This window comes from Afifella sp. IM 167 (genome assembly GCF_020144925.1).
Taxonomy (GTDB): Bacteria; Pseudomonadota; Alphaproteobacteria; order Rhizobiales; family Afifellaceae; genus Afifella.
Window position 1 is genome coordinate 124,201 of record NZ_NSLC01000008.1, and the last position, 20,970, is coordinate 145,170.

General features: G+C 67.1%; 23 protein-coding genes. 9 read left to right on the plus strand and 14 right to left on the minus strand.

All coding sequences use genetic code 11. From position 1 onward, the window contains the following. Positions 1-128: 128 nt before the first annotated feature. From CLD20_RS15430 to dctP, 5 genes are all read right to left on the minus strand, one after another. Entirely contained in the window at positions 129-1,619 is a 1,491-nt protein-coding gene (locus tag CLD20_RS15430; RefSeq protein ID WP_224407548.1) for a TRAP transporter large permease, read from the minus strand. After that, positions 1,616-2,155: a TRAP transporter small permease gene (locus CLD20_RS15435; RefSeq protein ID WP_224407549.1), complete on the minus strand. Its 540-nt coding sequence runs from the start codon at positions 2,153-2,155 to the stop codon at positions 1,616-1,618. Before CLD20_RS15435 ends, CLD20_RS15430 begins: the two co-directional genes overlap by 4 nt. A 40-nt stretch (positions 2,156-2,195) precedes the next feature. Continuing rightward, positions 2,196-3,470 (minus strand): TRAP transporter large permease, encoded by a 1,275-nt coding sequence (locus tag CLD20_RS15440; RefSeq protein WP_224407550.1) that lies wholly within the window; start codon positions 3,468-3,470, stop codon positions 2,196-2,198. A 5-nt stretch (positions 3,471-3,475) separates the two neighbouring features. After that, entirely contained in the window at positions 3,476-4,033 is a 558-nt protein-coding gene (locus CLD20_RS15445) for a TRAP transporter small permease (RefSeq protein WP_224407551.1), read from the minus strand. Positions 4,034-4,181: 148 nt separating this feature from the next. Further along, on the minus strand, positions 4,182-5,195 hold the full coding sequence (gene dctP / locus CLD20_RS15450; RefSeq protein ID WP_224407552.1) for a TRAP transporter substrate-binding protein DctP: 1,014 nt from the start codon (positions 5,193-5,195) through the stop codon (positions 4,182-4,184). Between the two features lie 451 nt (positions 5,196-5,646). Between dctP and map the strand changes: the two genes are divergently transcribed. Continuing rightward, entirely contained in the window at positions 5,647-6,438 is a 792-nt protein-coding gene (map, locus tag CLD20_RS15455; RefSeq protein ID WP_224407553.1) for a type I methionyl aminopeptidase, read from the plus strand. Positions 6,439-6,448: 10 nt separating this feature from the next. After that, positions 6,449-7,153, plus strand: coding sequence for a DNA repair protein RadC (radC, locus tag CLD20_RS15460; RefSeq protein WP_224407554.1), 705 nt, complete (start codon positions 6,449-6,451; stop codon positions 7,151-7,153). A gap of 38 nt (positions 7,154-7,191) precedes the next feature. Here the strand turns inward: radC and CLD20_RS15465 are convergent, their stop codons facing one another. Then, entirely contained in the window at positions 7,192-8,550 is a 1,359-nt protein-coding gene (locus tag CLD20_RS15465; protein WP_224407555.1) for an FAD-binding oxidoreductase, read from the minus strand. 158 nt (positions 8,551-8,708) lie between these two features. On the opposite strand from CLD20_RS15465, the gene CLD20_RS15470 reads away from it, so the two are divergent. Next, positions 8,709-10,181: a class I adenylate-forming enzyme family protein gene (locus CLD20_RS15470; RefSeq protein ID WP_224407556.1), complete on the plus strand. Its 1,473-nt coding sequence runs from the start codon at positions 8,709-8,711 to the stop codon at positions 10,179-10,181. On the opposite strand, the gene menC is transcribed toward CLD20_RS15470, so the two are convergent. From menC to CLD20_RS15490, 4 genes are read right to left on the minus strand one after another with little or no spacing between them, the layout of a single operon-like run. After that, on the minus strand, positions 10,110-11,201 hold the full coding sequence (gene menC / locus CLD20_RS15475) for an o-succinylbenzoate synthase (protein WP_224407557.1): 1,092 nt from the start codon (positions 11,199-11,201) through the stop codon (positions 10,110-10,112). The genes CLD20_RS15470 and menC overlap by 72 nt on opposite strands. A 10-nt stretch (positions 11,202-11,211) precedes the next feature. After that, positions 11,212-12,048, minus strand: coding sequence for a 1,4-dihydroxy-2-naphthoyl-CoA synthase (menB, locus tag CLD20_RS15480; protein ID WP_224407558.1), 837 nt, complete (start codon positions 12,046-12,048; stop codon positions 11,212-11,214). After that, positions 12,045-13,724: a 2-succinyl-5-enolpyruvyl-6-hydroxy-3-cyclohexene-1-carboxylic-acid synthase gene (gene menD, locus CLD20_RS15485; RefSeq protein WP_224407559.1), complete on the minus strand. Its 1,680-nt coding sequence runs from the start codon at positions 13,722-13,724 to the stop codon at positions 12,045-12,047. Before menD ends, menB begins: the two co-directional genes overlap by 4 nt. Next, entirely contained in the window at positions 13,721-15,049 is a 1,329-nt protein-coding gene (locus CLD20_RS15490) for an isochorismate synthase MenF (RefSeq protein ID WP_224407560.1), read from the minus strand. Before CLD20_RS15490 ends, menD begins: the two co-directional genes overlap by 4 nt. Before the next feature lie 441 nt (positions 15,050-15,490). Here CLD20_RS15490 and CLD20_RS15495 point away from each other — a divergent pair, with 441 nt between their 5' ends. Further along, positions 15,491-16,252: a hypothetical protein gene (locus CLD20_RS15495; RefSeq protein WP_224407561.1), complete on the plus strand. Its 762-nt coding sequence runs from the start codon at positions 15,491-15,493 to the stop codon at positions 16,250-16,252. On the opposite strand, the gene cueR is transcribed toward CLD20_RS15495, so the two are convergent. The 4 genes from cueR to CLD20_RS15515 all read right to left on the minus strand — a co-directional run bounded on the left by cueR (position 16,249) and on the right by CLD20_RS15515 (position 17,911). After that, positions 16,249-16,632 carry a Cu(I)-responsive transcriptional regulator gene (cueR, locus tag CLD20_RS15500; RefSeq protein WP_224407562.1) on the minus strand — a complete coding sequence of 128 codons (384 nt, stop codon included), beginning with the start codon at positions 16,630-16,632 and terminating at the stop codon, positions 16,249-16,251. The genes CLD20_RS15495 and cueR overlap by 4 nt on opposite strands. A 58-nt stretch (positions 16,633-16,690) precedes the next feature. Continuing rightward, entirely contained in the window at positions 16,691-17,062 is a 372-nt protein-coding gene (locus tag CLD20_RS15505; RefSeq protein ID WP_224407563.1) for a cyclophilin-like fold protein, read from the minus strand. A 52-nt stretch (positions 17,063-17,114) separates the two neighbouring features. Further along, on the minus strand, positions 17,115-17,402 hold the full coding sequence (locus CLD20_RS15510) for an usg protein (RefSeq protein ID WP_224407564.1): 288 nt from the start codon (positions 17,400-17,402) through the stop codon (positions 17,115-17,117). Positions 17,403-17,506: 104 nt separating this feature from the next. After that, positions 17,507-17,911, minus strand: coding sequence for a cytochrome c (locus CLD20_RS15515; protein ID WP_224407565.1), 405 nt, complete (start codon positions 17,909-17,911; stop codon positions 17,507-17,509). Here CLD20_RS15515 and CLD20_RS15520 point away from each other — a divergent pair. The 5 genes from CLD20_RS15520 (at position 17,910) to CLD20_RS15540 (ending at position 20,969) form a co-directional block, all read left to right on the plus strand. Continuing rightward, positions 17,910-18,092, plus strand: coding sequence for a hypothetical protein (locus CLD20_RS15520; RefSeq protein WP_224407566.1), 183 nt, complete (start codon positions 17,910-17,912; stop codon positions 18,090-18,092). The two genes, CLD20_RS15515 and CLD20_RS15520, sit on opposite strands and share 2 nt — an antisense overlap. 96 nt (positions 18,093-18,188) lie before the next feature. After that, positions 18,189-18,698, plus strand: a complete 510-nt coding sequence (locus CLD20_RS15525; protein ID WP_224407567.1) for a YeeE/YedE thiosulfate transporter family protein — start codon at positions 18,189-18,191, stop codon at positions 18,696-18,698. Further along, positions 18,698-19,357, plus strand: coding sequence for a DUF6691 family protein (locus tag CLD20_RS15530; protein WP_224407568.1), 660 nt, complete (start codon positions 18,698-18,700; stop codon positions 19,355-19,357). The genes CLD20_RS15525 and CLD20_RS15530 overlap by 1 nt, the downstream gene beginning before the upstream one ends. Position 19,358: 1 nt before the next feature. Continuing rightward, the gene (locus tag CLD20_RS15535; protein ID WP_224407569.1) at positions 19,359-20,165 is read left to right on the plus strand and encodes a beta-lactamase hydrolase domain-containing protein; all 807 of its coding nucleotides are present in this window, start codon (positions 19,359-19,361) and stop codon (positions 20,163-20,165) included. A gap of 60 nt (positions 20,166-20,225) precedes the next feature. Then, positions 20,226-20,969: a hypothetical protein gene (locus CLD20_RS15540; RefSeq protein WP_224407570.1), complete on the plus strand. Its 744-nt coding sequence runs from the start codon at positions 20,226-20,228 to the stop codon at positions 20,967-20,969. Position 20,970 lies beyond the last annotated feature (1 nt).

Consider the following 20,970-nt stretch of genomic DNA (forward strand, 5'->3'; position numbering starts at 1 on the left):
ATTTTCACGTCGCCCGTGCGCATGCCTCAGAGCGGATGGAAAAGGCGTCAGGCCAACGGCGCGGACATCGCTCGGCCGCGGGTGGTCCATTCGGGCGCGTTCGAAGGGTTGTTCCGGCGCCTGCCCTGTCAGGCCTTGGACAAGCGCGGCAGCCAGTTCACGATTTCCGGGAAGAAGATGAGAACGAGGAGGATGATCAGCTGGGTCGCCACGAACCAGCCCGTTCCTCCGAAGACCTCTCCGAGAGTGATCGGCCGGGCGTCTCCCAGCACATCCCTGCCGTTGATCAGTTTGTGCACCAGATAGGAAAGGATGCCGACGGGCGGCGTGACGATGGCCAGTTCCCCCATGGCAACGGCGAAGATGCCGTACCAGAGCAGATCGATGTCGAGTGCGTGCAGCGTCGGGGTGAATATCGGGATGGTCAGCAGCATGATCGCGAGCGGGTCCATGAACATGCCGAGCACCAGGTAGAAGACCATCACCGCGATCAGGAATTCCACCCTCCCAAGCCCCAGCGAGTCGATGAAGCCGGACATCGCAAACGGGAGTCCGCTCAGGGCCAGAAAGCGGTTCAGAAGGGTCACGCCGACGATCAGGATCAGGATCGAGCCCAGCGCCGAAGCGGTATCCATGAGGGCGTGTCCGATCTGGCCGAACGCCCGTCTGCCGGAAAATATGAAGGCGATGCCGATCGCCGCCCCTGCCGCGTAGGCGCCCGTTTCTGTCGCGGTGAACACGCCCGTGAACAGGCCGCCGATGACGACGAGGATCAGGAACGGCACCGGCCAGACCTGCCCGAGGAGGCTGAAGCGCTCCGCCCAGGGAACGACCGTCGCCGAGCGCGGTGCAAGCCGGGGATTCACCGCCACCCGCAAGACGATCATCGTCGCATATGCGCAGGCCGTCATGACGCCCGGCACGACGGCGGCGATCAGCAGAGGCCCGACAGGAACCTGCGCCACGCCGGCATAGATGACGAGCAGGATGCTTGGCGGGATGAGCTGGCCGAGCGTCCCGGCCATGATCACGACCCCCGCCGCCAGGCCCCGGTCATAGCCCGATTTGAGCATTTCAGGCACGGCGATGCGCCCGAGAGCGAAGGATATGCCCAATGTGGAGCCGCTCGCCGCGGCAAGGCCGGCGCCGGCGAAATTCGTCGCCACGGCAAGGCCGCCCGGCAGCCAGTTCAGCCATGCCCGCGCCGCCGCGAACACGCGGTCCGTCACGCCGGACCGCCACAAGATGATGCCCATGAGGATGAACATCGGCAGCACCGAGTAGCTCCAGTTCGCCGCGGAGTGGAACGGCAGGTTCTCGAAGGCGGAGATGACCGCCGGCACTCCGACAAGCGCGAACAGGCCGAACCCTCCGGCCATCGCCATGGCGATGGCGATCGGCATGCCGAGGGCCATGCAGACTAGCATGACTCCGACGCCGCCCATGCCGCGTATCTCGCGCGCGACCCCGGAGGAAAGCGTCACATAGACGGCTACGGCCAGAAGCACGACAAGCAGCGGCAGGATCAGGCTGCGCAGCCCGGACCCGCCCCCTTCGGAGTGCAGGACCTCGCTCATCTCATCGCCGGCCGCCCGCCGCAGTTCCTCCTCTTCGCTCATCGGCCCGGCCCCGCCGTTCGGCCGCGCAGGTCCTCGATGAGATTCGCGGTCAGCTGCAGGGCGAACAGCAGCATGCCCAGCGGCACCGCAAAACGCGTCGGCCAGATCGGTATCGTGACCGAGCCCATGGCGATCTCGCCGCGCGCCATCTGTTCGAGGGCGTAGAGCCAGCCGCACCAGCCGATTATCAGCACCACAGCCAGCGTCGCCACCCGCGCCATGATGATGGAGACCCTGCGGTGCCGTGCTGGCATCAGTTCGGTGAGGAGCGAGAGATCGACATGCTCCCGCCGGCGCTGGGTCAGCGCGAGCGCGGGAAACGTGATCAGCACCATCCACCAGTACGAGACGATCTCGATCGTCGCCGGCAGCGGCGCGTTCGCGAGATAGCGCATGGCGACGTCGACGATGACATGCGCCATGAGAATGAAGGTCGCCGCCGCGGAGATGAGCCCGCCACCCTGGACCGCCTTGGCGAGCGCCCGGTCGAATGGCCCCTGCCTGACGGCCGTCTTTGCGGCCTCTTCTTCTGGCATCTTCATTCCACCTCAGAGCCGGCGCACGTCTTGGCCCTTGTCATGTCAGCCAGAGCGCGATCCCGGGAAAGGCGAGCAGCAGCCCCAGGATGACGAACTCCGCCACCAGGAATGGCAGCACGCCGGTGAACCCGTCCTTGATGTCCTGCTTGGCGGATCCGCAGGCCACGAAGACGTTGAGGCCGAGTGGCGGCGAGACCAGCCCGATTTCCGCGGTCTTGATCATGATCACGCCCCACCAGATCGGGTCGTAGCCGAGGCCCACCATGAGCGGCGCCGTGATCGGTGCCGTCAGAATGATGATGGCGACCTGGTCCATGATCATGCCGAGCAGCAGATAGACGCCGACCACCATCAGCAGCACGACAGTCGGCGACACGCCGCTCGCCGCGATCATGTTGAGCATGTTGTCGGTGATCTTCGTGAAGGAGATGAAGTAACCGAACAGGTGCGCGCCGAAGATGATCGTGACGATCAGCGTCGTCGTGCGCAGCGTGTTGCCGATCGCCGCGACGAAGCCGGTCTGGTTCATCCGGCCGGTGGCGAAGGATATGATCAGCGCGCCGAAGGCGCCGATGGCGGAGATTTCCGTGGGCGTGGCGAGCCCGCTGTAGAGGCCGCCGATCACGACCGCCAGGAGGATGCCCATCGGCCATACGCGCCCGTTGCCGGCGGCGACGGCCAGTTCCGCCTCCATCTCCGGCTTCGGGCCGAGCTGCGGCTTCACCATCAGGACGATGGTGATGGTCACGATGTAGCCCGCCGCGGTCAGCAGACCCGGCGTAATGCCGGCGATGAACAGCTTGCCGATCGAGTTCTCGGTCATCACGCCGTAGAGGACGAAGGAGACCGAGGGCGGGATCATGATCGCCAGCGTTCCCGACATCGCGATCGTGCCGAGCGCGAAGGACGCCGCATAGCCGGCCCGCTGCATGACGGGAAAGGCGGCGCGCGTGATGGAGGCGGCCGAGGCCGTGCTGCTGCCCGACGCCGAGGCAAGCACGGCGCCGGCCATGACGCAGGCGATCGCCATGCCGCCCTTGATCCGGTGCATCAGCCGATTGCAGGCGATCAAGAGATCCTGCGCCACGCCGCCCGAACCGAGCAGTTCGGCCATCAGCACGAACATCGGGATGGTCAGGATGACATACGAACTCGCCGTGCCGTGGACCACCTTGGCCATCAGCGCCAGGACCGACCCGGAGGGCACGAGCATCAGCAGGCTGAACACGCCCGCCAGGCCGAGCGCGAAGCCGACCGGAAGCGAGAGCGCGATCAGGACGAGCAGGATGAGCGTGCCGACAAGAAAAACCATGACGCTCAGACCGCCAGATCTTCGGCATGCTCGTGTTCCCTGTCGAGCTCGGCGCCGGGCGCGAGCGTCAGCAGGACGAGACGCAGCGCCATGACGCCGCAACCGACGGGAACGCAGATCCAGGAGAGGTACACCGGCAGTTCCATGACGCCGATACGCATCTCGCCGCTCGCAAAGACCTTCAGGAACTGCACCCCGGAGGTCCAGGCAAGCACGCCGGCATAGCCGGCGCAGACCAGGATGCCGGCCCGCGCGACCGTGGAACCGAGCACGGATGGCAGGGCGGCAACGAGCGCCGTGATGCGGATGTATCCGCCCGTCCTGAACCCCCACGGCATGGCCAGCAGGAGAAGGGCGACGAGGAGGTAGTCCTCGGTCAGCGTGTACTGAAAGACCAGAGGCGCGTTGAAGGCGTAGCGCATCACGGAATCGACGACCACCAGCATCATCACGCCGAGAAGGATGACGCCCGCCACGAGCGCCAGCGTCAGTTCCACAGCACGCAGCACCCTGTCGGCCGGCACCCAGAGCTTTTGGAAACTTTGCGCGAGACTGTTCGCCATGCCGGCAACTGCCCATGTGAAGGCCGGCATTTGCCGGCCGATTGCTGCGCCGAGGTCAACTCACATCGCCTGCGCGAGAACGGGCGGCCTGCACCGCGCCGGCATAAATACCGGTTCCGGCGATGGCCGCCCGAAACCGCGCAACCAGCTATTTGCCGGCTGCGGCGACGAACGAATCGTAGGCTTCCTTGCCCGGAAGGCCCCGCTTCTCCAGGCGGTCGATGTAGTCGGCATTGACCTCTTGGAGCTTGGCGTCGATCGCCTTGAGCTCTTCGTCGGAATATTCGAACACGTCGATCCCGAGCCCGGCGAATTCATCCGCCAGTTCCCCGTTCTCCCGGTCCAGCTTCGCGGCGAGATCGGCTTCGGCCTTGTGGCCGCAATCGCGGAAGATCGTGCGGTTTTCCTCCGACAGCCCGTCCCAGGTTTCCTGGCTGATGCCGATGAAGCCGCCGCCGGAGCCGAACGACGCGTTCCGGCTGACGGATTTGACCAGTTCCTGGATGCTGTAGGACTTGCCGCTCGCCAGGGCGAAGATGGTGGAATCCACCGTGCCCCTCTGCATGGCGACGTAAAGGTCGCCAGCGGGCATTTCGACAGGCGCCGCGCCCAGCGTCTCGACAGTGAAGGTCATCGCGCCCCCGGCCGTGCGGATCTTGTGCCCGGCGAACTTCTCCAGCGTGTCGATCGGCTCGCCGACCGTCATCACCTGGTAGGGCGGCAGGGCGACGATCACCAGCGGAATGAAGTGATTGGACGCGACCTCCTTGGCGACGGGCCCGTCGCCGTCGAAGACCTTGCGGAAGGTCTGCAGCAATGAGGTCGCGCTGTCGCCGAGACCCGGCAGTACGGTGATGGCCGACAGGGGAAGCTTGCTCGCCTCGTTGCTCGGGGCAATGTAGGCGACCTGCGCCAGCCCGGATTCCAGCGAGTCGATCGAGTTCTTCACCGAGGCGATCTGGCCGCCCGGCATATAGTTGAAGTCGATGCTGTCGCCCGCCCGCTCCTGCACGCAGGCCATCCATGGCTCAAAGCCGCTCTTGGAGATGTAATGCGCCGGCGAAAGACCGTTCGATACGACGAGCGTCTCGGCGCTGCCGGCCGTGGCCGTCGAGCCCAGGATCGCCAGGCTGAGCAGCAGCCGGCTCGAAATTCTCTTCATTATGAAATCCTCCCATTGATTGTTGGCCCGAAGGCGTATGCGTCGATGTCACAATGTTGACATTTAACCTTCGAAAAATAAGCACCCTTGACGCGACATTGTCAACATCCACCGTCGCGCATCCTCGTGTGAATCAGACGGTTTCCGACAGACGCCTCGATGCCCCCTCCCCGGGGGATCGCACGCCTGCCGATTGCGGGCGCAATGACACTCGGAGACGCCGCGCAGCAGGCAGCCGCCATGCCGGACAGAGAGGTAATCCCTTCCCGAAACGCGGGATTTTTGATCCGATCGCGCCGCCATATTGTCGACATTCAACTTACGCTAAATCACTCACCGGCCATGGACGCCCGGCTGAGCGGGCGCGAATTGGAGGCCCACCCCCTCCCCAGCGCCGGGACGATGGGCTAGGTTCGGGCAAACAGAGACGATCGAATCCATGCAGAGTTCCATGTCCGGCCTCCATGAGCGGGCCGCCATCAAGACCTATACCGAGGAAGACTTCGAGGGCATGCGCCGCGCCGGCCGCCTCGTCGCCACCTGCCTCGACGAGCTGAGCGCCATGGTCGAGCCGGGTGTCACCACCCAGGCGATCGACGATTTCGTCTACGATTTCGCCGTGAAGCACGATTCCGTGCCGGCGACGCTCAACTATCGCGGCTACCGCAAGTCGACCTGCACCTCCATCAACCACGTCGTCTGCCACGGCATCCCGAACGAAAAGCCGCTGAAGGAAGGCGACATCGTCAATATCGACGTGACGCTGATCCTCGACGGCTGGCACGGCGACTCCAGCCGCATGTTCGCCGTCGGCGACGTCAAGCGCGCCGCCGAGCGGTTGCTGGAAGTCACCTATGAATGCCTGATGCGCGGCATCGCGGCGGTGAAGCCGGGCGCCCATCTCGGCGATATCGGCCACGCCATCCAGTCCTATGCCGAGGCGGAGCGCTGCTCCGTCGTGCGCGATTTCTGCGGCCACGGCGTCGGCCTCGCCTTCCACGAGCCGCCCAACATCCTGCATTACGGCCATGCGGGCGAAGGCCTGCGGATCGAGCCCGGCATGATCTTCACCATCGAGCCGATGATCAATCTCGGCCGCCCGCATGTGAAGCTCCTCGGCGACGGCTGGACGGCCGTGACGCGCGACCGCTCGCTCTCGGCGCAGTACGAGCACACGATCGGCGTCACCGAGACGGGCGTGGAGGTCTTCACCCTGTCGCCGGCCGGGATCGGCCAGCCCTGAGGTCCGCGACATGGCCGGCGAGCTTGAGGACGCGGGCGGCGCCCCGGCCCATTATCACGGCCATCGCGACCGGCTGAGGGCGCGCTTTCGCGAGGCGGGCGCCGAGGCGCTCGCCGATTATGAGCTTCTCGAACTCGCCCTCTTCTCCGCCCTTCCCCGCCGCGACACCAAGCCGATCGCCAAGGCTCTCCTGAAGCGCTTCGGCTCGCTTTCCGAAGTGCTGGCCGCCGCGCCGGAGCGCATGAAGGAGGTGGAGGGCGTCGGCGAGGCCGTCATCCTGCAGCTGAAGCTCCTGCGCGCCTTCGCCGAGCGCCTCGGCCGCGACGCGGTGCGCGGCCGGCCCCTGCTCGCCTCATGGACGGCGCTTCTCGATTACTGCCGCACCGTGATGGCCTTCGAGGAGCGCGAACAGTTCCGCATCCTCTTCCTCGACAAGAAGAACGGCCTCATCGCCGACGAGGTGCAGCAGACCGGCACGGTCGACCACACGCCGGTCTATCCGCGCGAGGTGATGCGAAGGGCGCTGGAACTCTCGGCCACCGCCATCATCCTCGTCCACAACCACCCCTCGGGCGACCCGGCGCCGTCCCGCGCCGATATCCAGATGACCAAAACCCTCGTCGATGTCGGCAAGCCCCTCGGCGTCACGGTGCACGACCACATCATCATCGCCCGCGACGGCCATGCGAGTTTTCGGGGCATGGGGCTGATGTAGGGAACCGACCTGCGATGCCGCGAGGCTCCAGAGCTTTCCTAGAACCCCGTCTGCGGCCTGACCCTGCTGCCGTCCGTAAAGCGCGAAAATCGAAAATCCGAGGGATCGGCCGAGGTCGGCCGCCCCGCGACGATTTCGGCCATCAGCCGTCCGGCGCCGGGGCCGATGCCGAAGCCGTGGCCGGAAAAGCCGGTGGCGATATGAAAGCCCGGGATCTGCTCGACGGCCGAGATCACCGGGATCGCATCGGGCGTCACGTCGATCATCCCGCCCCATCTCTGCGCCACCCTGGCGTCCTTCAGCGCCGGAAACGCCTGCTTCAGGGCCGCCAGAGCCCCGTCGGCATGGTCGGCGGGTTTCGGATCGAGGACGCGCCGGTATTCGAAGGGGCTCGGCGCGTCGAGCGGCCAGCGGCGCGGCGTCGACGCCTCCTCGAAGAAACGGGGTGACAGACGGAAGCGGAGCGCCCGCCAGTCGGAGGCGAGCGCCGGCAGGAAGGCAAGGCCGAGCCGAAAACTGTCCGGCACGATGTCGACGACGTTGCGCCCGCCCGCGGCGACCGTGTAGCCGCCGTCCTGGCGCCGCCGCACGCCGAAATCCTCGCACCAGATGGCCGGCTCCGGCCCGTTTCCGAGCTGCCCGTTCTCGATTGGCCCGTTCTCGATTGGATCGGTGCGCAGGACGCTCGAAAGAACCTTCAGCTGCGGCAGGTCGAGGCCGGCATTGCCGGCGAAAAGCCGCGACCAGGCGCCGCCCGCCAGCACCACGGCGTCGCAGGCGATCCGCCCCCGCTCCGTAACGACCCCGCTGACGCGGCCGGCGCTCGTCTCGATGCCGCGCACGGCGCATTCGGTGAAGATCTTCGTGCCGCGCGCGCGGGCCGCCTCAGCGATGGCCGGGGTCGCCTTCTGCGGCTCCGCCCGCCCGTCGATCGGCGTCCAGGCGGCGCCCCGCAGCTTCATGCGGTGGCCGGGAAGAAGCGCGTCGAGCTCGGCACCCTCCACCATCCGGCTCTCGATCTGGAAGGGCGTTAAGTGCTCCCTCCAGCGGTCGTATTCGGCAAAGGTCTTCTCGTCCCTGGCGGCAAAGAGGATGCCGGTCTGCCGGTAGCCGAGGTCGCGGCCGGTCTTCTCCTGAAGCGTCGGCCAGATGCGCAGCGCCTCGGCCATCAGGGCGATCTCGCGCGGATCGCGATGCGTGATGCGCACCCAGCCCCAGTTGCGCGAGGATTGTTCGTGCCCGATGCCACCCTTCTCACAGAGCGCCACGGCAAGTCCCATCTCGGCAAGTTCGAGCGCCGTGGAGGCGCCCACGATGCCGCCGCCGATGACGACGACATCGACCTTCGGCGGCAAATCCTCATCCCCGTGGACGGGGACGACGCGCGGTCCGGGCATGGATGGTTCCTCAAGCTGGAGGGAGGCGATCTGGCGGGTGCGGCTATTTCCGGCTCCGACGATGGCGATGTCAATCGCGGCGCGGGCCGAGAGCGCGAGCCGAGAGATTGCCTCGGCCGCGCATGAGCGGATAAGCCGGCGCCGGGCACGCCCCGCAAATGCTATTGTCGCCGCGCACCCGACCCCGCAACTTGCCGCCCGAACCCGCCTTGTCCCGTCGAGACAATTCCCCTTCTGCCTCCGCCCCTCTTTGCGCATCCGATATCGCGCGCCGCGCCCCGGCCGCCGTGGTCTTTCTGAGGCAAAGCGGCGCGCGCGCCGGCCGGCCGCTGGCGGCGGTCACGGCCTCGGCGGAGGCGCTCGCCCTCCTCGCCTTCGCGGCGCGGCGCCTGCCCGCGCCCTTCTTTCCGGTCGACCCTTCCCTGCCGGCAGAAACCATCGCCGCTCTCTGCGATCGGGCGGGCATCGATCTCGTGATCGGCGACGCGCCGCGGCCGGGGATGCGGAACGTTGCGGCCGGCGAGCTTCTCGCGGCCTCGAAGGCAAGCAAGGGCGATCCTTGCCTGCGGCCGGGCTCCCCTTTCTGGGAGCCCTCCGGTGACATCGCCCTCCTCGTCGCGACCAGCGGCAGCACCGGGCAGCCGAAGGCGGTGATGCTCACGGCCGCAAACCTCGTCGCGGCGGCGGAAGCCGGCGCGGCGGTGGCACCGCTTCGAAGCGGCGATATCTGGCTCGCCTGCCTGCCGCTCTTTCATATCGGCGGCTTCTCGATCATCGTGCGCACGAGCCTTGCCGGCGCCGGGGCGCGCATCCACGAAAGGTTCGATGCCGGGCGCATCCTCGCCGATCTCCGCGAAAATCCGGTCACGCATCTCTCGCTCGTGCCGGCGATGCTCGGCCGCCTGCTCGACGCCGAGGATGCGCCGGCCCCGAAATCTCTCCGCCATGTGCTCGTCGGCGGCGCGGCCCTGTCGCCGGAGCTTGCCGAACGCGCGGCCGCGCGCGGCTGGCCGGTCCAGCCGACCTACGGGATGAGCGAGACGGCCTCGCAGATCGCCACCCTGCCTTCCCTGCCCCGGCCCTGGCGCGCCGGCTTCGTCGGCCGGCCGCTCCCGGGCACCGAAGTGGCGCTCGACGCGGCGGGGCGGCTGAAGGTGCGCGGGCCGAACGTCATGGCGGGCTATGCCGATGCCGCGCTCACGCCCGGCGACGGTCTTGAAGAGGGCTGGTTCACCAGCGCCGACCTCGCCGAAATCGACGCCGATGGTGCGATCACTATTCTCGGCCGGGCCGACGACGTCATCGTCACCGGCGGCAAGAAGGTGATGCCGCAGGCCGTGGAAGAGCTTCTTGCAGGTGCGCCGGGCGTCGCCGCCCTCGCCGTCGCCGGCCGGCCGGACCCGGTCTGGGGCGCCATCGTCACGGCGGTCTATTCGGGCACCGCCGTCGAGGCGGAGCTGCTTGCCTGGTGCCGCGCCAATATCGAGGGCGCGGCCCGGCCGCGCGCCGCGATCCGGGTGGAAAGCCTGCCGCTGCTGGCAAACGGCAAGCCCGACCGTTCAGCCCTGAAGCGCCTTGCCGCCGGGAAGGTTGTCGAAGGGAACGAGACCGAGGCCGGGCCCCGCCGGTAGGAGAAGCCGGCCCGCCCCGATCTGCGGCGCCTCCGCCACGTCCTCGGCGAGCCAGGAAAGCGTGTCGAAGCCATGCGCCAGCCCTCCGCCTCCGGTGAGCGCCGCGGCAAGATGCGCGGCGGCCATGACGCCGAGCGCGGAATCGACCACCGAGGTCAGCACCAGCTCCACGCCGGCCGCGCCCGCCTTTTCCGCCAGCTCCAGCGTGCGGCGCATCCCGCCGATCCGCGCCGGCTTGACGACAAGACGGCGCACCGCGCCAGCGGAAAGCAGAGCATCGACGCCGAGAAGGGGCAGCGACTCGTCTGCCGCCAGGGGAAAGGCGATCCCGGCCTGTAGGGCCGCCAGCCCCTCGGGCGTCGGATCGGCGAGCGGCTCCTCCACCCCGTCGACGCAAAGCCCGTCCATGCCGGAGATCGCATCCAGAAAGCGGTGCGCAAGGTCCGGCGGAAAGGCGCGGTTGGCGTCGAAGCGGAGGGCGAGCCTGTCGCCCGCCGCCTCGGCGAGACTTTGAATCACGGCAAGCTCTTCCTCGAGCGGCGCGACGCCCACCTTGATCTTGCCGACCGCAAAACCCGCCTCGACCGCCCTGAGCGCGCGCGCCTCACAACCCCCGTCGGGGCGTCCGAGCGCGGCGTTGACGGCCACCGACGAAACCGCTTCGGGTGAGAGATACCGGCAGAGCGGCTTGCCCGCCTGCCGCGCCGCAAGGTCCGTGAGCGCCGTCTCGATCGCCCAGCGCGCCTGCGGGTCGGTAATGTTTGCAAGCCCCGGGCCGAGAGCCTCGGCAACCTCCATGCCCGGCATCGCCCGGACCGCCTCGGCAAGGGCCGCGAAGACGGCCGCGTGCCCCGCCTCGCCCGAGCTCGGCAGCGGCGCGGCGTCGCCGTATCCGGTCAGCCCTTCGCCATGGAGCGCGACGAGCATGCCGCGCCGCTCCGAAAGCACCGTCCGTGCCGCCGTCCAGGGCCGCTTCAGCCTGAGGCGGTAGGGGCGAAGCTCGGCCCGCTCGATCCGCATGTCTCGGGTGTCAGGGCCGCGGCGGGAAGCGCGAAAAGTCCGGAGCGCGCTTCTCGTTGAAGGCGTTGCGCCCCTCCTGCCCCTCGTCGCTCATGTAGAAGAGCGCCGTCGCGTTGCCGGCGAGTTCCTGCACGCCCGAAAGCCCGTCCGTATCGGCGTTGAAGCCGGCCTTGAGGACGCGCAGCGCCGTCGGCGAAAGCCGCAGCATCTCGCGGCACCACGTCACCGTCTCCTCTTCCAGCTTCGCCAGCGGAACGACGGTGTTGACCATGCCCATCTGAAGCGCCTGCTCGGCATCGTACTGCCGGCAGAGGAACCAGATCTCCTTCGCCTTCTTCAGCCCGACCGTGCGCGCCATCAACCCGGCGCCGAGGCCGGCGTCGAAGGAGCCGACGCGCGGTCCCGTCTGGCCGAAGCGGGCATTGTCGGCGGCGATCGTCAGGTCGCAGACGAGCTGCAGCACGTTGCCGCCGCCGATCGCATAGCCGGCCACCATGGCGACGACCGGTTTCGGCAGCGTGCGGATCATGCGCTGCAGGTCGAGCGCGTTGAGGTGGTTGACGCCCTTCTCGTCCTTGTAGCCGCCATCCTCGCCGCGCACCTTCTGGTCGCCGCCGGCGCAGAAGGCATCCGGCCCGGCGCCCGTCAGGATGATCACGCCGACCTCCTTGTCGAGGCGCGCCAGATGCAGCGCCGTCATGATCTCTTCCAGCGTCTCCGGCCGGAAGGCGTTGCGCACATGCGGGCGGTTGATGGTGATCTTGGCGATCCCCTCGGCCTTGTCGAAGAGGATGTCGGAAAAATCCTGTCCGGGCACCGCCTGCCAGGCGATCGTCTCTTGGCTCATGTCTGTCTTTCCTTTGGAAGGGCGGAGAAGAAGCGGCGGAAGCGGGCAAGGCTCGCCCGCCGATCGATGGGAACGCGGATAACGGAGGCGCCGGGCCGGGCAAGCGCCGCGATGACGGCGGCGACGGCGGCCGGCGTCGTATCCGCCGTTTCGGCATGAAGGCCGAAGGCGCGGGCCGCTGCGACGGGATCGAGCGCCTGCGGCGTCAGCCAGCCCGCCGTGAATTCCGGCAGGCCCGCCTGCGCCAGATGGTCGAAGATGCCGCCGCCGCCATTGTCGAGGACGAGGATGGCGAGCGGCAGGTCACGGCCGAGCGCGAGCGCGCCGAGATCGTGCTGGAAGGCAAGGTCGCCCACCACGGCGACCGCCGGGCCTTCCACCGCCGCAATGCCGAAAGCGGTGGACACGTTGCCATCGATCCCGCTGACGCCGCGGGAGCCGAAGAGGCGAAGCGGCACGGCGCCGCGCCCCCCAAACCAGTCAGCAGCACGAACGGCGAGGGAATTGCCGAGAAAGACGGGCGTTTCCGCCGGCAGGGCCCGCATCAGCGTTAGCACCACGGACCCTTCGAAGGGCTCCGGATCGGCCGACACGGTCTCGGCCGTTTCCGCGGCAAGGGCGTCGAGCGAAAGAATCTCCTTGATCCATTCGGCCGGACCCGGCGTCACGTTCAGCCCCGAGCAGAGCGCGGCCGCGTCCGCCTCGACGACATGGCTCGCCGTGCCGGCCGGATCGGAAAGGCGCGGCGAGGCCGAGACGACGATCTGCGGCCTTCCGCGTGCGGCTTCAAAAAGCGTGAGGAGAGCCTTCGAGACCGGAGTGCCACCGAAGCGCAGGATCCAGTCGGGCACGGGGGCCACGCGCACCACCTGATCGGGATGGGCGAGAATGCGATGCTCGTCGTGGCCGCTCCGCAGACCGGATAGGATGTCGGCATGGACCGGCGCATCGAGCCGGCGCGCCAGGTCGCAGATGGCCGCGCGAGCCTCTTCTCCCAGCGCTTCCGAACCGCACACGATCGCGCCCCTGCCCTCGCGGAGAATCCTCGCGATCGCCTCGACGGATTCTGGCTGAGGGATCTTCTGCGAGGAAAGCCGCAACGGACCGGAATGCAAAGCGGTGTCCGCCCGCATTTCGCGGCCCGGCACCAGCGGCTCGCGGAACGGCACGTTGACATGCACCGGGCCGGCAAGCGGGCGTAGGCTCGCTTCGACGAGCCTTGCGGCAAGCGGCGCGAACCAAGCCGTCTCCTCTTCCGCCGGCGGCAATTGGACGAAGCTGCGCACATGCCCGCCGAAGAGCCCAGCCTGCTCCATCGTCTGGTTGGCGCCGCGATTTTGCAGCTCCGGTGGCCGGTCGGCGGAAAGGAGGAGGAGCGGCACGCGCGCCATGTCGGCTTCCACCACCGCCGGCATCCAGTTGGCAATCGCCGACCCGGATGTCGCGACAAGCGCCACGGGCACGCCCGATGCCTTCGCCATGCCGAGGGCGAAGAAGCCGGCCGAACGCTCGTCGAGCACCATGCGAAGCTCGAGGTCAGGATTCCGGAAGGCGGCGAGCGTCAGCGGCGTGGAGCGCGAGCCCGGCGAGGCGACGACCTGGCGCAGGCCCGCCGCCGCGAGCGCGCCGAGAAGGGCCTCTGCCCAGGCAAAATTTACTTCCGCCTGCGCGCTCATTTCGCCTCCAGGAAATCGAGCATGGTGGCGAGCTTCATCTCCGTCTCCGCCCATTCGGCGTCCGGATCGGATTCGGCCATGATGCCGGCGCCGGCCCACAGGCTCGCCTGCCGGCCATCCAGATAGGCGCCCCGCAGGACGACGGCCGCCTCTCCGTCGCCCTTGCGGTCGATCCAGCCGGCGACGCCCGAATAAAGGCCGTCGCGGGCCTCGCCGAGAGCCTTGAGCCAGTCGAGGGCCGCCTGGCGCGGAAAGCCGGAAACGGCCGGCGTCGGATGGAGCCGCTCCACCACGTCGAGGAGGCCGACCTCCGGCTTCAGCTGGCCGGCAAGCGGCGTCCACAGATGCGTGACGCGGGCAAGATGCATGAGCTCCGGCGCTTCCGGCCGTTCGACGCTGTCGCAGAGATCGCCGAGCGCGGCGGCGATCGCGTCGACCACGATCCGGTGCTCGCGCCTTTCCTTGGCGGAGGCGACGAGGGCGGCATCCGCCGCTTCGTCCTCCGGAGCGATCCCGGCGTGGCGGGTCGTGCCGGCGAGCGCGTCGCTGGCCATCCGCCGGTCGGCCTTCGCCGCAAGCCGTTCCGGGCTCGCCGCCACCACGAAGCCGCCACGATACGGGAACGAAAAGATGTTCGAGCCGGCATGCGCCTCTGCCAGACGATCGGCGAGCACCAGCGGATCGACCGCCTCGGCAAGGGAGAGCTCCAACCGTCGGGCAAGCACCGCCTTGTCGAAGCGGCCGGCTCGGATGGCCGCCGTCGTTCGCTCCACACGCTCGCGCCAGATATCCATCTCCGGCTCGGCAAGCCGGCTTTCGAAGGATGCGGCCGCGTTGGCGGGCGCGCCCGAAAGCATGGCGGCGGCAAGCTCCAGCCATTCGCGCGCGATGTCGGAAAGCGCCTGCCCGTCGAAGCGCGCCGTCAGCACGGCGCCCGCCTCCCCGCCCTCACGGCGGAAAAGTACGCTGGGCACCACGAAGGAGGTCGACTGTCGTTCCGTCGCCGGCGGCAGGGTGAAGAAGGCGAGCGGCACGGCCTGCCGTGCATTGCCGATGATGCGCCAGGCGCTGCGCGGCCCGCAAAGATCGTCAAGCTGCTCGCGGTCGCCGCGAAGAGCCTCGCCGGCGGCGTAAAGGGCAAGCTCCCTTGCCGGGGCAATCCATCGATACGCCCCTCGGGGTCGAGGAGCGGAGGCGAGAGCATCGGCAGGAAGCGCCACGCAAAGGCTCGCGACGCTCCCGCGCGGCACGCCGGCGAGCTTCTCGCTCGCCGCCGCGATCGCCCGTTCCAGGAGACCGGGAAGGCTGCGCAGATCCGCGTTCAACGTGCTGCCCTTTCGGCCGGAGACGGCCGCATCCCATCGGCCGCGCGTCGGCGCGCAAGGCCTGTCATCGGGCTTGGAGAAAAGACGTGGCGCATGAAGATGCCGGTCGGGCCCTCTGTCCTGGCAGGATGTAACGCTTTGCCCGCTAACATGGAAAGCGCCTTGCAGGTTTTGCAGAGTTGCCACCGACGCCCCGGCCGTCGCAACCGGGGCGATACGCATTTTCTAGCGTTGCAGACGCAAGAACTACGCGCGGACGGGCAATATCCGCGGCGAAGCCGTCACCCCGTTGCGGCAGCGTCCGATCCGGTGCGCGTAAAAGCCGCGGCCGGACAGTGACCCGCGTTGCATACCGACGGAGCCGAATTTCATGCAGGATCATGAAAGGATAGAGAGACGTGGACGCTGCACAGACAGGCCCGCTAGACCGAGGGGACCACAATGGACGACAGCCTCAAAGAATGCCTCGCAGCTTTCAATCGAAAAGAAAGGTACTGGTTGTTTCGGGCCGCCACTTTTGGTTTCTCAAAAACATCAAATCTTCATAAAGACTTCAGGACAGAACTCAACAATCATCTTTCAATAAAGATTCCTAAAGACGCGTGGTGGGCAATCGATTACCATATCGACTGGCTCTTCGCCGCCCTGGTACTTTACCTTCGAAAAGGCAACGTGAGCAGCGCGCCCTTCTACAATCCGAAAACACACGAAGACAAAAAGGCAATTCGAGGCAGCAACGAAGATTTTGACCTCATTATAGCATTCAAAAAGACAATTATACTTGTCGAGGCAAAAGGCCTTATGAGCTGGTCAAATGAGCAACTCCAAAGAAAATGTTCACGACTGAAAGAATGGGAAAAATTCAGTGAATCTGTATTCTTAGAAGACAATTCAAAATTACATCTTCCATCGATATATATCGTCCTGACGTCTCCAAGAGAATCATCTCGCGTCAAGAAATGCTCGTGGCCACAATACGTGCAGCCGACCAAGAGCGACAAGAGATTTCTGACATTGCACCTCCCGGGCGCACCTAAAGAATTTCTTGCCCCAGAGCGCTGCATGATTTCACCAGATATCAAACCAAGCAAAAAGGGCACACACTGGCGTTTCAAGCGGATCTACGTTCCAAAAACTGAAATACCCACGCACAACTCGGAACTCACCTCGAACGAAACCTCTGAAGCACATAATGAGCCCTAGCCCGCCAGCCCCTCCAAGATCGGGCAGTCGGGGCGCGCATCGCCGTGGCAGGCATCGACCAGCGCGGAGAGCGTCGCGCGCATCTGCTCAAGCTCGCCGATCTTGCGGTCGATCTCCTCGATATGGCCCCGCGCGATCGCCTTGACGTCGGCGCTCGCCCGGCAGCGGTCGCCGTAGAGGGAGAGGAGCTGGCGGCAATCCTCGATGGAAAAGCCCAGCGAGCGCGCCCGGGCGAGAAAGCGCAGGCTGTGGATGTGGCTGCCCGAATAGTCCCGGTAGTTGTTGCCCCGCCTGTCGGGCTGCAGCAGGCCGATCTCCTCGTAGTAGCGGATCGTCTTGGGCGGCAGCCCGCTCGCCTCTGCGGCGTCACCGATATTCATCGCCTGCGCTCCCTGAGCCTTTCCGCCAATAAAGGTTCCAGCAACTGGAAGTTCAAGCTCAGATGCAGGTGATGAGGACGCGCGTGCCGGGCGCGAGCTTTTCAAGTTGGGCGAGATCGCCAGCGGCATCGGCCCAGAGATTGGCGGGTTCGAAGCCCGAGGACCCATCCTCCCCGGAAGCGTTGGGAGGGCCGAATGCGATGGCGACCATCCTCGCCTCCGGCCGGTAGGCGATCTCGCCTGGTCGGGGAGCATCGCGCGCTTCCGCTTCGAGCCCCACGGAAACGGGCACAGGAAACAGAACCGCCCCATCCGAGGTCGCGATCGTCGCCTCCATCGGAAGGATGGCGTCGATGGCATCGGCCGTCGGGGTGTCGCGGAGCGTCGCGTCGAGCGTGACGCCCTCGAAGGTGAAGCGAACCTGCCGCAACTCGCTCTCCCGGGATGGACGCGACGCCAGCCCGCGGCGCCGCTCCGGGAATCTAATGCAACCGTCCCTCGAAATTTGCCAGCCTTACTTCCGTAGGGCGAAGCAGGCGCTCGTGCGCGATCTCGACCGAATGGATCGCAGCCTCGATCTCGCGCCGCCAGAAATCGAGGAAGCGCTCCAGCCGGGGATGCTCCGGCGCGACGTCGTAGAACTGCCAGACGAAGCTCTGGATCAGACTGGGACGATCAGGAAGGTAGTAGAGAACATTGGCGGTCGTCAGACCGTAGCCGGCAAGCTGCCGACCGAAATCGCCGTCATGGGCGGGTTCACTGCGATGCATGCCTCTCCTCCATGTTGAGGAGGTGCAATGATTGCGTCGAACAGGTTAAATGTCTATCCCGCCCAAAGTCGAAAAGATCAGCCGGAGCAATAGCTTGGCAGCATCTACCTGGGAGTGCTGCCAGCCGCGTCCTCCCGGTCGCCCTTCGGCGCAAGCCCCTCGGGCACGCCGTCTTCCTCCAGATCGTCGGGAAACTCCTCCAACTGGATGGAGGAGATATAGGCGAGGATGTCGTCGATATCGCCAAGCGGCCAGTGAAATTCCGGCATTTCCGGGTGGCCGGTGACGATCCCCTCCGCCAGCGCCTCCCAGAGCGTGTCGACCGGATAGCGCCGCGACAGTTCGCGAAAGGCCGGCGCGGGCGGCATCGGGCTCACCCCCTCCGCTCCGACGGCATGGCAGCGCGCGCAATTCTCCTCCGCCAGCCTGCGCCCGTGCACGAGATCCTGCCCGGCGGCGAGCGAGGGAAGAAGAAAAGACGCTGCGATCGCGATTCGAAGGCCTGCCATGGCCCGCGATTCTCGCCGCTTTCGCGCGCGGCGCCATGACCGGGATCAATCGGACGCCATCGGGGAAATCGTCAGCGACACCCGGAATTTCTGGCTGGAAAAATTCCAGAATGGTTGCGCCGACCGGACAAATCGTGCATCACTTCGTCATATTCGTTTTTACGAATTTAATATGCGGTGACGAGCCTCCCCCACCTCGAGAGGGGGCAGGTGGCGGGTCGGTCACAAGGCCGACCGGCCCGCCGAAAGAAGAAAAAGGAGAGGAAGCGAGATGCAGATGGCAGGCCCCCGACCCTTCTGGCACCCGCTCGCCGCGGGCGCCGCGCTCGGCGGCGCGCTTCTCCTCACCTTCCTGATCACCGGTCACGGCCTCGGCGCCTCGGGCTTTTTCACCCGCCTCGCGGCCTGGGCATCCGACCGAGCGATGCCGGCATGGGCGGAGGCGAACAGCTATTTCGGCCCGTTCCTGCGCGCCAATCCCCTCGCCTCCTGGATCTCCTGGGAAATCGTCGGCGTGGTGATCGGCGCGGCGGCGGGCGCCCTCACTTCGGGCCGGTTCCGCGCCATGACGGAGCGCGGCCCGCGCGCGACGGCCGGATCGCGGTTCGTCTACGCCTTCATCGGCGGCGCGCTGACCGGCTTCGGCGCACGGCTCGCCCGCGGCTGCACCTCGGGCCTCGGGCTTTCGGGCGGAGCGACGCTCGCTGTCGCAGGCTTCCTCTTCCTCCTCACCTTCTTCCTCGCGGGCTTTCTCGTCAGCCTCGCCATGCGCAAGGAGTGGGTCTGATGCTTCCCCTTTACGACAACGCTCCCGCGGCGGGCCTGCTGGCCGGCATCCTCTTCGGCTACGCGCTCGAGGGTGCCGGTTTCGGCAGCCCCCGCAAGCTGACAGCGCAGTTCCGCCTGACCGATTTTGCTGTGATCAAGGTCATGTTCACCGCCGTCATCGTCTGCGCCGTCGGGCTTTGGCTCGCCGGACTTGCCGGCATTCTCAAGCCGGACGGTGTCTTCGTACCAACCGTCTATCTCTGGGCGATCGCCGCCGGCGGCCTCTTCATCGGCGCGGGCTTTGCGATCGGCGGCTACTGCCCCGGCACCTCGGCCGTGGGGTTTGCATCCGGTCGCTGGGACGCGCTCGTCTTCATCCTGGGCATGGTCGCCGGCACGACCATCTTCGCCGCCTTCTTCACGCAGCTGGAAGCCTTCTATCTCGCCGGCAAGGGGCCGAACGGGCAAACGATGATGGACCTTACCGGCCTGCCGGAATGGGCGATCCTCGCCATCATGGCGGGTGCCGCCTTCGGCCTCTTCCGCCTGGGCAATTTCTTCGAAAGGAAGCTCGGCGGGCCCCTCACGGCGGCCGAGATCCTTGAAAGCCGAAACGAAATTTCGACACGAGAACCGGCCCCGCCGCTCGGCGAACAGGCCGTCAGCAAGGGAGTCTGACATGAAGCACGGGACGATGAAGAAGCGGACATCACTCCTGGCGGCGATTCCGGCCGCCGCGCTCGGTCTTTCCGGCAGCGTGGCGCTCGAGCATGCCGTTCCGCGCCTCTCGCTGGTCGCCGCCGCGCACGCTCAGATGAACCCCTGCGCTCCGGCCGCCAACCCCTGCGCGCCGGCGAATCCCTGTGCGCCGGCAAATCCCTGCGCGCCCGCGGCCGCGCCCGCCGCCATGGCCAATCCCTGCGCCCCGGGCGCCAGCCCATGCGCACCCGCGGCCTCCGCTGATGCCATGGGCGCCACCACGGGCGATGCCGCCAATCCCTTCGACGTGACGCAGAAAGGCTGGGTGCAGGCGCCCTATGGCGACGTGATGCCGAACCTCGTGAAGAATTACCTGCGCGCCGCGCCCTATATCGGCACGGGCGGCGTCGTCTCGCCGGATGCCTTCGGCGAGCTGAAGAAGCTTGGCTTCGTCACGGTCGTCAACCTGAACACGGACGAGGAAGGTGCGCCGGCGGAGATGAAGGCGGCCGAGGGAGCGGGCCTCAAATACGTCCAGGTCGCGGTCGCGACCGAGGCGCCGACCGACGAGCAGATCGACGAGATCGGCGCCCTCGTCACCGATCCGTCGAATTACCCGCTCCTCATCCATTGCGAATCCTCCAACCGCGTCGGCGCGGCCTGGGCCCTCTACCGGGCGAAGAACGGCGTGCCGCCGATGATTGCCATTCAGGAAGGCCGCACCGTCGGCCTCAAGCCTTCCCGCGAGGGTGCTGTGCGCGAGCGGCTCGGACTAAATCCCCTCTGAGCCGCCGAACTGGACGGCGGCGCTTCGGCGCCGCCGCCTTTTTTGCAAGGAGAGATGCCGATGACGGGCCCGGATCTCAGAAGCCTTCCGCAGCACCAGCTGGAAGCCATGCACGACGCGGCCGCGCGCGTCCTGAAATGCCAGGCGCGCCTTACGGCCCGCAATTCCTCGCCGGTCGCGGAGGCGCTGAAGGATGCCGGCAAGTTCGAGGAATGGGGCCACTACCCGCCTGGGGATGTGGAGGACGCGACGACCGGCAGCCTCTTCTATTATCACGCGCATGCCGCCGATGAGCGGGCGGAAGGCGAGCACGGCCATTTCCACATCTTCGTGCGCCCGCCGCGCCTTGGCCTCTCGCCGGAACCGGACGCCCGCTACGAAGGCGCCGACCCGCACGCGCCGGAGGCGCGGATCGCCCATCTGGTGGCGCTTTCGATGGATGCGCATGGCCGGCCGATGCGTCTCTTCGCGACCAACCGCTGGGTGAGCGACGAGACCTGGTATCCGGGAAAGACGGTCGCCGGCCTCGTGAGCCGCTTCGCCGTCGGAAAGGCCGGGCCCTCCGCCGAGCTCAACGCCTGGCTGACGGCGATGGTGTGTCTATTCCAACCGCAGATCGCGGGGCTTCTCGAAGAGCGCGACCGGGTCCTCGCCAGGGCCGCCGGGAGCCGGCCGCTGGATGCCGGCACGATCCTGGAGGACCGCGCGCTGCAGAACCTCTGCGAGACGCCGATCGACCTTCTCGTGCAGATCCGGGCGGTGGAGGAAGCGCTCGGCATCGAGGGTGCCTCGGCCGCGGCCTGAG

Excerpts from the sequence above, each read along its gene's own strand:
- dctP (WP_224407552.1), bottom strand. The coding sequence starts at position 5,195 with ATGAAGAGAATTTCGAGCCGGCTGCTGCTCAGCCTGGCGATCCTGGGC.
- CLD20_RS15530 (WP_224407568.1), top strand. The coding sequence starts at position 18,698 with ATGCTTCCCCTTTACGACAACGCTCCCGCGGCGGGCCTGCTGGCCGGC.
- CLD20_RS15535 (WP_224407569.1), top strand. The coding sequence starts at position 19,359 with ATGAAGCACGGGACGATGAAGAAGCGGACATCACTCCTGGCGGCGATT.
- cueR (WP_224407562.1), bottom strand. The coding sequence starts at position 16,632 with ATGAATATCGGTGACGCCGCAGAGGCGAGCGGGCTGCCGCCCAAGACG.
- CLD20_RS15435 (WP_224407549.1), bottom strand. The coding sequence starts at position 2,155 with ATGCCAGAAGAAGAGGCCGCAAAGACGGCCGTCAGGCAGGGGCCATTC.
- CLD20_RS15465 (WP_224407555.1), bottom strand. The coding sequence starts at position 8,550 with ATGCCCGGACCGCGCGTCGTCCCCGTCCACGGGGATGAGGATTTGCCG.
- CLD20_RS15525 (WP_224407567.1), top strand. The coding sequence starts at position 18,189 with ATGGCAGGCCCCCGACCCTTCTGGCACCCGCTCGCCGCGGGCGCCGCG.
- CLD20_RS15495 (WP_224407561.1), top strand. The coding sequence starts at position 15,491 with ATGGACGACAGCCTCAAAGAATGCCTCGCAGCTTTCAATCGAAAAGAA.
- CLD20_RS15520 (WP_224407566.1), top strand. The coding sequence starts at position 17,910 with ATGGCCCGCGATTCTCGCCGCTTTCGCGCGCGGCGCCATGACCGGGAT.
- menD (WP_224407559.1), bottom strand. The coding sequence starts at position 13,724 with ATGAGCGCGCAGGCGGAAGTAAATTTTGCCTGGGCAGAGGCCCTTCTC.
- radC (WP_224407554.1), top strand. The coding sequence starts at position 6,449 with ATGGCCGGCGAGCTTGAGGACGCGGGCGGCGCCCCGGCCCATTATCAC.
- CLD20_RS15440 (WP_224407550.1), bottom strand. The coding sequence starts at position 3,470 with ATGGTTTTTCTTGTCGGCACGCTCATCCTGCTCGTCCTGATCGCGCTC.
- menB (WP_224407558.1), bottom strand. The coding sequence starts at position 12,048 with ATGAGCCAAGAGACGATCGCCTGGCAGGCGGTGCCCGGACAGGATTTT.
- CLD20_RS15430 (WP_224407548.1), bottom strand. The coding sequence starts at position 1,619 with ATGAGCGAAGAGGAGGAACTGCGGCGGGCGGCCGGCGATGAGATGAGC.
- CLD20_RS15470 (WP_224407556.1), top strand. The coding sequence starts at position 8,709 with ATGCTATTGTCGCCGCGCACCCGACCCCGCAACTTGCCGCCCGAACCC.
- CLD20_RS15445 (WP_224407551.1), bottom strand. The coding sequence starts at position 4,033 with ATGGCGAACAGTCTCGCGCAAAGTTTCCAAAAGCTCTGGGTGCCGGCC.
- map (WP_224407553.1), top strand. The coding sequence starts at position 5,647 with ATGTCCGGCCTCCATGAGCGGGCCGCCATCAAGACCTATACCGAGGAA.
- CLD20_RS15510 (WP_224407564.1), bottom strand. The coding sequence starts at position 17,402 with ATGCATCGCAGTGAACCCGCCCATGACGGCGATTTCGGTCGGCAGCTT.
- menC (WP_224407557.1), bottom strand. The coding sequence starts at position 11,201 with ATGCGGATCGAGCGGGCCGAGCTTCGCCCCTACCGCCTCAGGCTGAAG.
- CLD20_RS15540 (WP_224407570.1), top strand. The coding sequence starts at position 20,226 with ATGACGGGCCCGGATCTCAGAAGCCTTCCGCAGCACCAGCTGGAAGCC.
- CLD20_RS15515 (WP_224407565.1), bottom strand. The coding sequence starts at position 17,911 with ATGGCAGGCCTTCGAATCGCGATCGCAGCGTCTTTTCTTCTTCCCTCG.